Genomic DNA, 13,598 nt, shown 5'->3' with positions numbered 1-13,598 from the left:
AAGTGTTTGATGAGTTTGGTGGAATGTGTTTTTGAGCTGGGCGGATACTGTGCTTTTAGTTAGATATCAAGGTTGAAATGGAGCTGCTTTGTACCGCCACTTTCTGTTTGTGCGAATTTTCAACAGGTTGCGTTTTGCTAGGATTCTTAGGTTTCAGAGGTTTTGGTAGATATTGCTGAATGAGAAATACTGGCTTTTGATGGTGAGGCTTAAAAGTCAAAGGGTGCAGTGTTCTTATCTATAAGGATGGGGTTCATATCAATCAGTTAGATCGGTAAGTGGATTGCGTTGTTGTTGGGTTGTAGGGGGTGTTATCGGGTTTATTAGTCAGTGTGCAGGGAAGGTTTGTGTTCTGTTAATTGAGTATGAAAAATGGAAAAGTTCGAACTGTCCAAGCTAGAATATCCCGCGATGAGAGAGGAACTGATCTCTTACTTGGAGGGGTTGTCTAGTGTTGATTATCAATACAACGCTTGGGTATCTAGAGCGAACCCTGATATAGGTTATGATGAGTTTAATTATGCTGTTCATTTTTTATACGATGACACTGATTTGGCAAACGATCCTCGCTCTTGGATTGGAATTGTGCTGAGAGGGGAAAGCGAAGTTGCAGCGATTTCTGATGTTGTTAACAGTATTGACAGGGTTTTTGATAAGTATGGGACTTGTCTTACAGATGCGGAGTACTTGACGAAGCCTGAATGGGTTGATGTTGTTGAGTCATCAAAAAGAGCTTTAATAATATTTTCTCAGATGTTGTCGTTCTGATTTTGTCTGGTACTTGAAATTGAGGAGCCCCAGCTTGCGGCGTGGTTCTTAATTTACCCTAGTAAGATCACTGACCTATTCTTGCCGACCTTGATTCTGATCTTTCGAGTGACCTAAAAACCTGTCTGCTTCAGCCAGCGGCTGGCTATCACCGGTCTATACCTACTTTTCGTACAAAACCTAAGTAGTAGCGACGGTCAAGTTTTTCCCGCTGTAGAGCCCGGCAAATGGCTGAAGGATTATAATGATGGTTTTTTGAATGGGAAGAAGCTATCGGTGCAGTATTTTAAAAGTGAAGGTGGTAAGTTGCTCGGTGTAAAAATATGATTGCAATAGGACGAGGTGGTAGAACTAAAGGAGTAATGCTTTGATGAAAGATTTTTCGTTGATTGTAGAGGTTTTTGGGGCTGATGAAGTTTGCAGGGTCATTTCTGCACTGTCCATTGGTTTGTTAACTTCGGTTCGCTCTGGCTTGATGTCGCTAGAGGAGGCTGAGCAAATTCTTTTTACACCGAGAACTGAGAAAGTCTTAAGAGATAAAGGTGTCTCTTCTGTTATTTGCGATCTTGTACTTGAATGTTGTGAACTAGAGGATGTGCTTAGCTTGTTGCCTCATAGGTATGAGAAAAATATAGATATGCTTGTTGAAAGGTTTTCAGGGGTATTGAGTAGTATTTGTGCGCCAGATATGCAGTGGAAGCTTGCAAGGCTGCGTTGATAAAGAGTTTAAGTTAGAGCAGGTTTGCTCGTGTTCGAAATGAGTGTGGTGCGATTTGGACAAAGGCGTTGTCATCGCCAAAAGCGCCACCTATGTTCCCTAGGGAAAAGAGATAGTGAAGAATAATGATTAGGGTTCTGCGGCTGAATGAGTTGCTCGTCGCTCACAACTGCTTGCATGCCATTAGTATTCAGTTGAACGAAGATGGTGTGGCTTATGATTTATCTCTATCAATTTCGGACTCTGAAAAGGCAGGGGCTGATGTCGTGTGTATCAGATTTATTGATATCAGTCATTTTGCGTCCCGTGATATTGGTGGCGGATTGACTCAGTTGATGCATATGACCGTGAGTCAGTTGGATTCGGGTTTTGACCGGATGCGTTATCAGTTGGTCGATCTTGAAGATAATAAGTTGTCATTTTACTTCTCATCATTTTCGGTTGAGTAGAGGGAGCAAAAGAGAGCTAGCCCGTGATTGGAACTGTGGTGTAACTGGTCGTCTCAATGCAGTCAGGTGATGCAGCTATTTGGCCGTCGAAACCTGTAGCCGCTGTCGAGCGCAGCGAGGCTGCGCACGAGGACGCAGTCCTCGCCAAACCTGCCGATGCTTTTCATCTGGCTGCATACGGTTCTGTGGACATATCCGTTGCTGCGGTCACGGCTGCTTAGGGTTTCGCTCTTACAGCGACTCACTTTGGAAAAGCCGGAATGCCGGCCCAGCCCAAAGTAAGCAAAGGGCTCCTGCCCCAGCATCCGGCGCCTCGCCTAGGCTCGGCGTTACCTCACTCCGGCATTGCTCCGGGGGCACGCCGCCACAGGCCATCCATGCCCAGCTGCCCCCTGCTCAGGGCGAAGGCGGCATACGTGCGTCGGCCAGTATTTTCAAGCCGCACTCCGCTTCAACGTTGCCAGCAGGCCGCAAAACGCTTGCACACCTCAAAGCGCTGATCCAGATCGGCCATGCGTGCCTGATGTGCGCTCAGTGTTTCCTTCAGCAGTGCTTGCTGGGCTCGGTAGTAGTACTCCAGCATTTCATTATTGGTCGACATTGCCTTGCTACGGTCGGCCGCTTCGCTGTTGGGCAAAAGTTCCTTGATCGCAGGGGTGTCGAGCTGGCCCAGACGGTTGGTGTAGTAGTCCTTGTACAACTGCAATGAACGGGCCTTGGTGCCCCTCATCTCATTGGAGAACTGCTCCAGGTTCTGCTGATATTCAGTCCAATAGGCATCGGGCAGGCTGAAGTCGAGGCGCTGTTTACGTTCCGCTACGGATCTGTCGAGCAGTGTTTTCTGGACCGAAGGGGAATCGTCGGCGTCGGGCTTCATTTTCGCGATGACACTCGCGTCGACGATCTGCGCGATCAGCGCTGCACGCTCCGCTGACTGCGGTTGTGCTTCGGTGGGCTTAGGGAAAATAGGGTTGTGGCCGGCGCAGGCGGGCAGGCCTTTGTTGGTCAGCACGATCGGCGTGCGCACAGTCTTGCCATCGATCTGGCGCAGACGGCTAAGGGTGACCTGGCAAGTGCGACCTACTTTGCGGAAGTCCGCTTCGTACTCGCCGCCGCTCTGCGGGGTGAAGTTGAAACCCACGGTGCACACGCTGCCGGTGCTCAAGGTATTGGCTCGCGCGAATAGCTCATGGCCCGGTTGCAGCCGCACTTCCAAGTAGGCCTTGGCATCCTCGGGTGCAGCGGCACTCATGTCTGCCCGTCGCCGGGTATTGGCGCTGAACAGGTTATTGAGCAGCCCCGTGGTTTGGCCGCCGCAGTGTTCGGCATCGAACAAGTCGAGCGTCGAGCTGTCACTGCTGCTGATAAAGCGCAGCTTCGCCGCATCGGGGGCACTGGCGTCCGGGTAGGTGCCATTGAAACTGCACCCGCCAAGTACCAGCGCGGCAATGCTTACAGCGCCACGCACGCGCCATTGGGAAAAACAGAACATGTTGATAGATCGTCCTTGATGCTCGAGTGGGCGAAAGGCCATCATGCTAAAGAAGGCAGTCGCCGCCGTCCAGCGCGCCTGTCGTCCCTGAATTTTCTGGGGATTTTCTTTGTCTCCCACCGAGGTAGCGGAATGTTTGGCTCGCGCAACATCTTTGCAATTGGCCTGATTGGATTACTGGCTGGTTGTTCGTCAATGCCAGCTGAAATGGCCTTGAATTCACCCGTATACAACGCGCAAAACGCGGGCCTAGTGGTCGGCGCGCTGCTGGAAGGCGGCCCCTACGGAACCTACCTTGAGTTTCGCGATATCAAGAGCGGCAAGACTTATGGCTGGGGACCCAAGGATGACTACTCGGCATGGCTACCTGCCGGTGACTATGAAGTGAGCCGCCTGGGTCACCGTCGCGGGGCCATGGGGGCTTACTCCAAACCGCTGCGTTTTACCGTCACCCAAGGGCAGCTCAATTACCTTGGCGAGATGGTCTACGGCTGCTCGGCCGTCGCGCAACCGGCTGCGGTGTACGGCGTATTGAACTGCGGGGCCCTCGCGCTTGGCGAATGCACCGTCCCTAGCCCTAACGTGAACGTATGCGTGGTGGATCGCCAGGATCAAGCGATCAAGCATTTTTTGCAGCAACATCCCGAGCAAGCCCCTTTGCCCGTGCGTAACGCGGTTATGTCGGCAGCGGCCTCTGGACCGAGCGTCCGCTTTCCCTAGGCTTTGTGCGAAAAGCCTTGGTGCTCGGTGACGCTGCGTTACTTTCGATACTCATGCGCATAGCTGCAAATAGGGCCCTGGCTATGGGCCCAAGGTTAAAGGGGCGAGGGTAGTTGATGAGTACAGTGTCGCGGTTGGGGGAGCAACGGGGCGTCTCAACGCAGTCAGGTGATGCAGCCATTTGGCCGTCGAAACCTGTAGCCGCTGTCGAGCGTAGCGAGGCTGCGCACGAGGACGTAGTCCTCGCCAAACCTGCCGATGCTTTTCACCTGGCTGCATAGGGTTCTGTGTACATATCCGTTGCTGCGGTCACGGCCACTTACGGTTTCGCTCTTACAGCGACTCACTTTGGAAAAGCCCCAAAGTAAGCAAAGGGCTCCTGCCCCCGCATCCGGCGCCTCGCCTAGGCTCGGCGTTCCCTCTCTCCGGCATTGCTCCGGGGGCACGCCGCCACAGGCCATCCATGGCCTGACGGCGGCTAGCTCGGCATCCATGCCGAGCTGCCCCCTACGCAACGCCTACGTTCGGCCTTCTGGAGGGGGCAGGAAGATCAAGATCAAAAGCAAGATCAAAAGCCAAAGCCAGATCAAAAGCCAAAGCAAAGCCAAGCGCGTTTTGCGCGCTGGTTGAGTTCAAAGGCGTTCAGGACTCTTGCGCTGTTCGCCACTGAATCACCTCCAGCACCGCGCAACCCTCCCGGGTGAGCAGATGCACCCCTCGGGTGACCCGCGTCAGGTCGCAGTCGGCAATGTCTTTCAGGTTAAGCGTGGACAGCGTGTCCATCAGATCCCGCACCACGGTGAAACGATGGGCCGCACTGCTGGCCAGATCGCTCAGAGAGGCTTGGGTGTCGAGGTAGAAAACGGCTTGGTTGGCGTCGTGGGTGTCGACGGCGGTAAAGCGCGAGAGTGGCTGGTCAATCATCGGTACAGCTCCTGTTTATGGAGCAATCACCTGAGTTGCCGACGACGAAGAAAATGACCACTGTGCGCGCCTATGACGACCGGAGAATCACCGCGCACAGCCGTCATAACATCCTGTCGCGGGCACTGGAGAGGCGACTGCAAAGGTGTTGTGGACGCTGATGCTGCGTTGTAATTCGACCGGCCAAGGTCGTTCGCGATTTCGCTGCGAAGGCGAACTATATGGTGGGTGGTTGAGAGCGACAACCGGGTATCGGTTGAGATTGTTTGAGGAGGTGTGTCGTAGCGTTAGCAATGGGCACGGAAGGTATGTCACTAAGTTGTGGTACCCCTTGGCTTTGTTGACAGACCTGAGAGGCAACTTTCGGCCAACTGCTACATGTCGCGAAATGCCGCAATTGATCGATTTTTTTAAAGATAAGCGCTTTGTATAACACTTAGGGGGGGCGTCTGTTGATTTGCCTACGTTCAGCGCGGCTGGAATGACGGTGTCGGGCCTGAATCTGGAGAAGAGAAATGGACAATAAAAACTCGATCTGCCTTTGGTACGATGGCACTGCTCAGGATGCAGCGCAGTTCTAGGTACGGATATTCCCTGATAGCGCGGTAGTCGCCGTTCATCACGAGCTTGGCGACTATCCGACGGGCAAGTGAGGCGATGTCATAACGGTTGAGTTCACAGTAATGGGCACCCCTTGTCTCGGATTGAACGGTGGGGCGGGGATCAACCATAACGAGGCTTTTTCATTCCAGATTGCGAACGACGATTAGGCCGAAACTGATCGTTTGTGGAGCGCGATTGTCACAAATGGCGGTCAGGAAAGCGTCTGTTGCTGGTGCAAAGACAAGTGCCCCGTGTCTTGATTTCCGCGTTTTTGGTCAAGATCAAGCTGCGAACAAGCGCGATTTTGAGGTCATAATGACTATGACCAAGATAGAAACTGCTGAAATCGAAGCAGCACTCGCAGGTTATCGGGTCAGCATTCTGGCTGCGCGATTTCAGATAAGACGTGCTGCCGACCGACTCAATGATGGTTATCTGTGTGCGCAACTTGTATCAACTATCAGCGTGCCTACGTTAATGGGTCTGCCTCCTGCTGTTTTCTGCTTGTCACGAATGACCAGAAAATAGTCTGTTGGCGCTCAAAGGTTGCCTTGCTCAATAACATAACCACTGTCTGGAATCAGCGCGGATTAAAAATTTTAATGTATTGAATGATTTGGGTTTTTAATGATTTTGAGGGTGTTCAGGTTTGATTTTGTAAAGAGGGTTCCTGTCAAATCATGTTGATAGGCGAGCTTGGATGTATGTAAGGTTAGAGTTTACTAGTTCTGCAAGAGTCAAAAGATGAGGCAGCAAACTAGAAAATTAATTCATAAAGGTGACGGAAAAATTTAGTCTGTAAAGCTTCTCGTAAAGCTAGAGACGCAGCCTTTTGGCGCTAAAAAGGGGGCCATTGAGGGCACAACCAAACGGTGTCATCATCTGGCCATCAATAGGGAGAAGGATTTCCACGATGACGCCATTCGTATCAGCCAGCTACCGAGCCATGAAAGGTGGGCACCTTCATGACTGAGCCTACTCTTGGGTGCCGACATACAGGGCAGCAAGTTCCCTACCAAATCCACCAGGGCCTGGCGCCCATGTACGTGTTCCAGTTGAGTGAGCAGTGGGACACCGAGAAGCACCGGATTATGGGGCAGCTGATAGCCGACGTTCCCGATGCCGCCGCAGACCCCAACGTGCTTTTCGATCAATTGCCCGCTTATGGGTTGTCTGATTTCCATTGGAGTTGGCTGGATAAAGCTATTGCGTTCAGGAGCGACGATTACCACTGGTTTTTCCTAAGTGCTCTGGGACGGATTCAAGCAACATGCGTTATCTATCATCCCAAGGAAAGCCGCTTGGATGGCGAGCGCATTTTCTACATTGATTATGTTGCTTCAGCATATTGGAATAGAGATAGACCAAACTATGAAAAGCAGTTCGGAAGCGTCAGTCGTATTTTGATTGCCCACGCCTCCCACTTCGCCATCAATACCTTGGGATACCGGCCTGGTTTCTGCTTGCATTCACTGCCGACTGCGGAGGGGTATTATCGCTACCTCGGCATGATTGAGTATGAGGTTGATGCTGAGAAAGAAAATCTTCGGTATTTTGAAGCTCCTCCTGACATAGCTGGGAAACTGGCGAGGGAGGCTCATCATGTCTGACACCCCAGAGAGTTTCCCAGAGGATTTTGAGGTCTACCCTTCCTCGCGGGCTGCTGCAGTAGACTTCACAGCGGCTCTTACAAGCTTGAAAAAAGCATTGAAGCCATCGGATGCTAAGACGCATGCGCGGCGAGGGGAAGCTTATGACGACTTCATTATTAGGCTGGCGCTCAATGCAACAAACAACAACGCCGTGCTCTACCGGAAGAATCATTCGGCCGAAGAGACCAAGATTCAAGCATGGTTGTCATTGGTCAATGAGAAATCAAAAATTTCTGTGTTGAGCCGAGCGATTCCTAAGTTTCAGGGACTGAGCCGTGAGCAACTTAGGGAGATCGCGCTTCTAAGCTTAGAACCAGACCGCACCACGTCGCTCATTGAACTCCTGGCCGAAGCCTATGGTGTTCTCTTGGTAGTGGAGCCAGGTTTCAAGTCTATGAAGATGGACGGGTGTACCTTCAAGCTCTCGCAGGGAACTCCGGTCATAGGAATAGCACTTCGGTACAATCGGTACGATAGTTTCTGGTTCACGTTAATGCATGAGCTTGCACATATTTCTTTGCATTACCAGCAGCTTGATCAGCCTATCCTAGATAACTTTGAAGAAAATGATGAATCTGAAGTAGAGATCGAGGCGAATATCATCGCCAAAGATAGTCTGGTTTCGCGAGAAAATTGGCGACTAATTTGGAATGCTCGGACCGAAAAGCGTCAGTTTCATATGTATTGTGAGCGAGCAGGTGTGCATCCGGCCATTGCTGCCGGAATGCTTCGTCATCAGTCTAAAAATTACAAGCTTTACCCTGAGTTTGTCCAAGTCATGAATTTGCGTGAGGCTTTTGGGTTTGCAGATGATTAAGTACATTCCGTTTTTGAAGTTTAAACAAAATGAGATTCAAGGTGTTGCTCAGCTTGGCTCAGGGGTTAGAGATCAGATAGCACCACTGTATGATTTGCCTCGTTCTCAAAGTGTAATGACAGAGGTCGAAATTCTAAAGCGAATTAGACTGGCTGCGGCTGAGCTAAAAAAGTCTAAAGATGCTGATTCTGAGTATTGGTTTTTTGTAGATAATTTTGATATTGATGAAAGCATAAATCTTGCAGGGTCTTTCCAGTATAGATATATGCTTGATGCGCTAAAAACCTACAGGCTGATGCCAGTAGTAGCTCTGGATCGCAGCCCTGATCATAACTCGGCAGCGTTTGACTTTATTCGGCGGAAGCCGGGCTTGGTAGGAGTGCGCTTACAAGAAACAGACATAGAGAGCTACAACATCACCAAGCCAAGACTCGACTTGCTTTGGAGTGAAATTCAGGCAGCTCAGCCTGCCGGCGTTGTTCTTCTAATAGATCTTAGAGTTATTGATGATCATATTGAGTCTAAAAGAAAAGTCGAACGCTTTTTGTCTAGATTTAGGCTGGACTTCCAAGTTAATGCGACATCGGTATCTGGATCTGTAATCCCAGGGAATATTGCAACCTTGATAGGAACGGATGTTCAGAAGCATGTGGTACGAGAGGAGTACCGGCTCTGGCGCACTTTGACGAGCTCGCCCGACTACCAACACATCCTTTATGGGGATTACGGTGTGGTAAGTCCTGAGTACTCAGATCTCGATCTCAATCCGGAACTGATGAGTGGCGTATCTACTCCAAAAGTTTTCTACACCCACAGTGACCAATTTTATATATCACGTGGCAGGCGATTCAAAACTCACGGTTATCAGCAGTATTTTACTATTTCCGATGATATTGTTGGGCAGGCTTTTTATCGGGGTGCCGCTTATTCATATGGTGATAACTACATCCACGAGAGAAGCTATCTATCTGCGCGCAGGCCACCTAAAGGTGGAAGCCCCAGTACATGGATAAAATCACTCACTGCTGCTCATATCACGTTCATTGTGAATACCATTTAATGGTCGGCTGACGATTGCGCTCTGAATCCCGTTCAGGGCGTCCTCTTTAGTAATTCCCATACTAATTGCCGACGCAATGTCTGCTCGAGTGAACGACTTTTTTACTGAGACTTGAGGATGTGCGTTTGCAATCGCGGTCAGTTCGGCCTTCCAAAGCATCAGTAAAGCTTTTTGCTTGCAAAAGCTAAAGTTTGTGCCTGCTTTCCGGATATAGCTGAGCACAACCCGGCCCCTTTGCACTTTTGCTAGCATTAAGCCCCAGTGCTCGGGGGCATGTGCAGCAGCCCACCTTATATGGTTCTCAGTTGTCACCAGAGTAAGCTTTGGAAATGACTGAGAATAAAATTCAGATTGAGCTAATAGTCGCCTGACGTTGTCAGTCTGCCCTTTAATTTCATAGCAGTGCATTTCGCGATAGCACGCTACAACATCTGCGATGGCATTACCATTATCGATGGTGAGTTCTTCGAGCACCCGAGCAGGCTTAGGCGACCTCTTCATCAAGTGGTCAATCAAAGCGTTTCGAATTTCTTTATCTCTGAGCACTCAGAGCTCCAGGTAATCGCAAACGCAGGATTTTAGCCTATTGAGGTTCTTTGTTGGGAGTCTGATTGGGATGAGTGATAAGGGTTTCGACCGATAGCACCAAAATCATTCGCAGCGCAATCAGCCTTACCGTTTTGGGCTAGACAGTAGTGCGAGTGATAGCCTATGCGCCATCACGCAGCAATGTATATGTACGCCAATAAACCCGACGAGCCAGGTTTTGGGGGGCGCTGCGCGACCCAGCTGGAGCAAGCTCTCTCACCAGGCCGGCAGTTCACGAATCTATCCCCTCAATCTCAATGCACAATCTGCGCAAGAAACGCCTTAGCCCTCGGACTCTTCGGCGCCCCAAAAAACGCCTCCGGCGGTGCATCCTCCACAATCCGCCCCCCATCCAAAAACAACACCCGCTCCGCCACCTGCCGCGCAAACCCCATCTCATGGGTCACGCACAACATCGTCATCCCACTCCCAGCGAGCTTCACCATCACATCCAACACCTCACTCACCATCTCCGGGTCCAGCGCCGAGGTCGGTTCATCAAACAACATGATCTTAGGCTCCATGCACAACGCCCGGGCAATCGCCACGCGCTGTTGCTGCCCGCCAGACAACTGGCTCGGGTACTTATCCGCCTGATTCTCAATCCCCACCTTGGCCAGAAACCCCCGGGCCAGTTCTTCAGCCTTTTTCCGCGACAACCCACGCACGGTCATCGGTGCCAGGGTGCAGTTGTCCAGCACGCTCATATGCGGGAACAGATTGAAGTGCTGGAACACCATGCCCACTTGGCTGCGCACCTGGGCGGCTTCGCGGGTGTTTTGCGAGAGGTCGGTGCGGTCCACCAGGATGCGGCCTTTTTCGGCAATCTCCAGGCGGTTGATGCAGCGGATCAGGGTGGATTTGCCGGAGCCAGAAGGCCCGCAGAGGACGATGCGTTCGCCCTGGCGCACTTTGAGGTCGATGTCGTGCAGTACATGGAAAGCACCGTAGAACTTGTTCACCCCGGCAATATCGATCACCACTTCACGCGGGTCGGCAGCGGGGCGGACAGGCGCTTCGGAAGCGGCGGGAAGCGGGGCGGTCTGGGTCTGCATGGCGGTTCTCCGTCGGTCAGTTGAAGCGCTCGGCGCGGTAGGGGGTGGGGTCGGTGAACGGGGTTTCGCCGGTGACCATTTGCGCCAGCAGTTGGCCGCTCACTGGGCCCAGGGTCAGGCCGTGGTGGGCGTGGCCGAAGTTGAACCACAGGCCAGGGTGGCGCGCGGCGGGGCCGATCACCGGGCACATGTCCGGCAGGCACGGGCGGCGGCCCAGCCAGGGTTCGGCGTCGAGGCGTTCGCCCAGGGGGTAGAAGCTTCGGGCCAGGGCTTCGCAGCGGCGCAGTTGGATTTCGTTGATCGGGTCGTCGCAGTCGGCGAATTCGATGCCGGTGGTCAGGCGGATGCCGCCCACCATCGGCGCCAGGACGTAGCCACCTACCGGGTCGAGGATCGGGTGCTGCAGGCGGGTGCCGGGCAGGGCGGCGTAGTGCATGTGGTAGCCGCGCTTGATCGCCAGGGGAATGCGGTAGCCCAGGGGCTCGAAGATCCCGCTGGCTTGCGGGCCCAGGGCCACCACCACTTCCTGGGCGGTGATCGGGCCGAGTTCGCTCTGTACCTGCCAGCCGCCTTCGATCTGGGTCAGGCTCAGGGCATCGCCGATGACGAATTGGCCGCCGCGTTGCTTGAACAGTTCGGCGTAGCCGCGGGTCAGGCCGCCGGGGTCGCTCACGGTCTTGGGGTCGAGCCAGTGCAGGCCGCCCACGATGTCGGGGTGCAGGCCGGGTTCCAGGGCCAAGAGTTCGGCGCGGTCCAGTACCCGGTAGTTGAGTTCGTAGTCCCGCAGGTCGGCGGCGGCGCGTTGGGCGAAGTCGAAGGCTTGCTGGTCGTTGAAGGCTTCGAGCCAGCCGCCGTCGGCGATCAGCTCCAGCATGTTGGCCGGGCGGGCCAGGGCCAGGTGTTCGGTGACGCAGCGTTCGATCAGCGGCAGCATGGCGCGGGTGGCGGCGGCCAGGCCCTTGGGCGAGGAGTGGCGCCAGTATTGCAGCAGCCAGGGGCCGGCCTTGGGCAGGTGGCGCAGGCTGTAGCGCACGTCCGATTGCTGGTTGAGGCCGTAGCGCACCAGCTTGGTCACTTCCCGGGGGAAGGCGTAGGGAATCACGCTGGCGCGTTCGATCAGCCCGGCGTTGCCGTGGCTGGTGCCGTTGCCCGGGGGCTGGCGGTCCAGCAGCACCACTTGGCGGCCGCGGGCCTGCAGGTGCAGGGCGCTGCTGACGCCGACGATTCCGGCGCCCAGAACGAGGGTTTGGCAATGCATGTTTCGGTCCTTATGACAGGGGCCGCGGGGCGGCCCGCTAAAGGGTTCAGTTCAGGTGCCGGCCCAGGCGGCCTTCCAGGTATTTGAGGCTGCGCCGCACCACTTCGACGATCAGCAGGTAGAGCACCGCGGCCCACAGGTAGATCTGGAAATCGAAGCTGCGGGAGAAGGCCAGTTTGGTCACCCCCATCAGGTCGTAGATGGTCACCAGGGAGGCGATGGCGCTGGCCTTGATCATCAGGATCAGCTCGTTGCCCAGAGGCCCGATGGCGATCAGCAGCGACTGCGGCAGGATCACTTTGCGAAACGCGGTCCAGCGCGACAGGCTCAGGGCCTTGCAGGCTTCGCGCTGGCCCTGGGCGACGGCCAGCAAGCTGCCGCGCAGGATCTCCGCCTGGTAGGCGGCGGTGTTCAGGGTGAAGGCCAGCAGGGTGCAGAACCAGGCGTCGCGGAAGAACCACCACAGGCCCACGTCCTGCCAGAAGCCTTTGAACGAGCCCAGGCCGTAATACAGCATGAACAGCTGGGCCAGCAGCGGCGAGCCGCGAAAGAAGTACACGTAGGCCCCGGTAAAGCGCCGCAGGAACTGATTGTTGGACAACCGCCCAAGGGCGATCAGCAGGCCGAGCACCGCGCCCAGACTGAAGGAAATCGCCACCAGCTTGGCGGTCACCAGCAGGCCGTCGATAAAGCGCGGGCCGTAGCGTTCCAGCAGGTCCTGGTTGAGGAACAGGTTCAGCAGGTCATCCAGGCTCATGGTTGCAGGCTCCGTTGCGCACGGTTGAAGCGCCGTTCAAGAAAGCTGAACAGGTGCCCCGACAGCGCCGAGAAGAACAGGTAGCCAAAGCAGGCCACGCTGTAGAACAGCATGGGCTCCTTGGTCACGCTGACCGCGAGGTTGGTCTGGCGCATCAGGTCCACCAGGGAAATGGTCGACACCAGGGAGGTGTCCTTGAGCAGCGACAGCCAGTTGTTGGAAAGCCCCGGCAGGGCGATGCGGGTCAGTTGCGGCAGCAGCACCCTGGTGAAGGTGGTGCGGCGCGACAGGCTCAGGGCGCTGGCGGCTTCGTACTGGCCCTTGGGCAGGGTCTTGAACGCGGCCAGCCAGATCTCGCTGGAGAAGGCGGCGAACACCAGGCTGAAGGCGATCATCGCGGCGACAAAGGTGTTGATCGCCACTTCACCGGGGTAGCCCAGGGCGCCGAGGATCTTCTGCGCGGCGATCTGGCAGCCGTAGTAGATGATCAGCAGGGTCAACAGCTCCGGCAGGCCGCGAAACACCGTGGAAAAGGTCGTGGCCCAGGCCCGCGCCCAGCGGTTTTTCGAGCGTGCGGCCAGGGCTACCAGCAAGCCCAGGGGCAGGCCGATGGGCACGCAGGCCAGGGCCAGGGCGATGGTCACCAGGGCCCCGGCAAGCAGGGCCGAGCCCCAGCCGCCGCTGGCAAAGGACAGGAGTGACAGCTGTTCGAACATGCGCGAACCCTCTGGAGGATT

14 protein-coding genes and 1 pseudogene are annotated in these 13,598 nt (G+C 54.4%); 8 read left to right on the top strand and 7 right to left on the bottom strand.

Translation table 11 applies throughout. From position 1 onward, the window contains the following. Positions 1-372 precede the first annotated feature (372 nt). The 3 genes from ACMGG8_RS23880 (at position 373) to ACMGG8_RS23870 (ending at position 1,935) form a co-directional block, all read left to right on the top strand. Entirely contained in the window at positions 373-768 is a 396-nt protein-coding gene (locus tag ACMGG8_RS23880) for an SCO4402 family protein (protein ID WP_235758582.1), read from the top strand. Between the two features lie 370 nt (positions 769-1,138). Beyond that, positions 1,139-1,486 (top strand): DUF3969 family protein, encoded by a 348-nt coding sequence (locus ACMGG8_RS23875; protein WP_108546324.1) that lies wholly within the window; start codon positions 1,139-1,141, stop codon positions 1,484-1,486. Between the two features lie 125 nt (positions 1,487-1,611). Further along, a complete protein-coding gene (locus ACMGG8_RS23870; protein WP_414158576.1) occupies positions 1,612-1,935 on the top strand; it encodes a hypothetical protein in 324 nt (107 codons plus the stop codon). A 451-nt stretch (positions 1,936-2,386) separates the two neighbouring features. On the opposite strand, the gene ACMGG8_RS23865 is transcribed toward ACMGG8_RS23870, so the two are convergent. Next, positions 2,387-3,427 carry a hypothetical protein gene (locus tag ACMGG8_RS23865; protein ID WP_231979019.1) on the bottom strand — a complete coding sequence of 347 codons (1,041 nt, stop codon included), beginning with the start codon at positions 3,425-3,427 and terminating at the stop codon, positions 2,387-2,389. Positions 3,428-3,445: 18 nt separating this feature from the next. Here ACMGG8_RS23865 and ACMGG8_RS23860 point away from each other — a divergent pair, with 18 nt between their 5' ends. Next, positions 3,446-4,147 carry a hypothetical protein gene (locus ACMGG8_RS23860; RefSeq protein WP_231979020.1) on the top strand — a complete coding sequence of 234 codons (702 nt, stop codon included), beginning with the start codon at positions 3,446-3,448 and terminating at the stop codon, positions 4,145-4,147. A 642-nt stretch (positions 4,148-4,789) separates the two neighbouring features. Here ACMGG8_RS23860 and ACMGG8_RS23855 read toward each other — a convergent pair. Then, positions 4,790-5,071: a hypothetical protein gene (locus ACMGG8_RS23855; protein ID WP_047303285.1), complete on the bottom strand. Its 282-nt coding sequence runs from the start codon at positions 5,069-5,071 to the stop codon at positions 4,790-4,792. 515 nt (positions 5,072-5,586) lie between these two features. Here ACMGG8_RS23855 and ACMGG8_RS23850 point away from each other — a divergent pair. The 4 genes and pseudogenes from ACMGG8_RS23850 to ACMGG8_RS23835 all read left to right on the top strand — a co-directional run. Continuing rightward, a pseudogene (locus ACMGG8_RS23850) lies at positions 5,587-6,040 on the top strand (VOC family protein); the annotation flags it as partial. A gap of 599 nt (positions 6,041-6,639) precedes the next feature. Then, positions 6,640-7,284: a hypothetical protein gene (locus ACMGG8_RS23845; RefSeq protein ID WP_228102368.1), complete on the top strand. Its 645-nt coding sequence runs from the start codon at positions 6,640-6,642 to the stop codon at positions 7,282-7,284. Then, entirely contained in the window at positions 7,277-8,143 is an 867-nt protein-coding gene (locus ACMGG8_RS23840; RefSeq protein ID WP_414158575.1) for an ImmA/IrrE family metallo-endopeptidase, read from the top strand. Before ACMGG8_RS23845 ends, ACMGG8_RS23840 begins: the two co-directional genes overlap by 8 nt. Then, positions 8,136-9,203 carry a beta family protein gene (locus ACMGG8_RS23835; RefSeq protein ID WP_414158574.1) on the top strand — a complete coding sequence of 356 codons (1,068 nt, stop codon included), beginning with the start codon at positions 8,136-8,138 and terminating at the stop codon, positions 9,201-9,203. The genes ACMGG8_RS23840 and ACMGG8_RS23835 overlap by 8 nt, the downstream gene beginning before the upstream one ends. Here ACMGG8_RS23835 and ACMGG8_RS23830 read toward each other — a convergent pair. The 5 genes from ACMGG8_RS23830 to ACMGG8_RS23810 form a co-directional block, all read right to left on the bottom strand. Next, entirely contained in the window at positions 9,159-9,749 is a 591-nt protein-coding gene (locus ACMGG8_RS23830) for a sce7726 family protein (RefSeq protein WP_194237895.1), read from the bottom strand. The genes ACMGG8_RS23835 and ACMGG8_RS23830 overlap by 45 nt on opposite strands. Before the next feature lie 296 nt (positions 9,750-10,045). Continuing rightward, complete coding sequence (locus tag ACMGG8_RS23825) at positions 10,046-10,846, bottom strand: amino acid ABC transporter ATP-binding protein (protein WP_414158573.1); 801 nt, start codon at positions 10,844-10,846, stop codon at positions 10,046-10,048. A gap of 16 nt (positions 10,847-10,862) precedes the next feature. Beyond that, the gene (locus tag ACMGG8_RS23820) at positions 10,863-12,104 is read right to left on the bottom strand and encodes an NAD(P)/FAD-dependent oxidoreductase (protein WP_414158572.1); all 1,242 of its coding nucleotides are present in this window, start codon (positions 12,102-12,104) and stop codon (positions 10,863-10,865) included. Between the two features lie 46 nt (positions 12,105-12,150). Next, the gene (locus ACMGG8_RS23815) at positions 12,151-12,861 is read right to left on the bottom strand and encodes an ABC transporter permease (RefSeq protein WP_414158571.1); all 711 of its coding nucleotides are present in this window, start codon (positions 12,859-12,861) and stop codon (positions 12,151-12,153) included. Beyond that, a complete protein-coding gene (locus ACMGG8_RS23810) occupies positions 12,858-13,577 on the bottom strand; it encodes an ABC transporter permease (RefSeq protein ID WP_025130068.1) in 720 nt (239 codons plus the stop codon). Before ACMGG8_RS23810 ends, ACMGG8_RS23815 begins: the two co-directional genes overlap by 4 nt. Positions 13,578-13,598 lie beyond the last annotated feature (21 nt).

This window comes from Pseudomonas sp. BNK-45 (assembly GCF_047456255.1).
Taxonomy (GTDB): Bacteria; Pseudomonadota; Gammaproteobacteria; order Pseudomonadales; family Pseudomonadaceae; genus Aquipseudomonas.
This window is presented reverse-complemented; position numbering and strand designations above follow the sequence as displayed.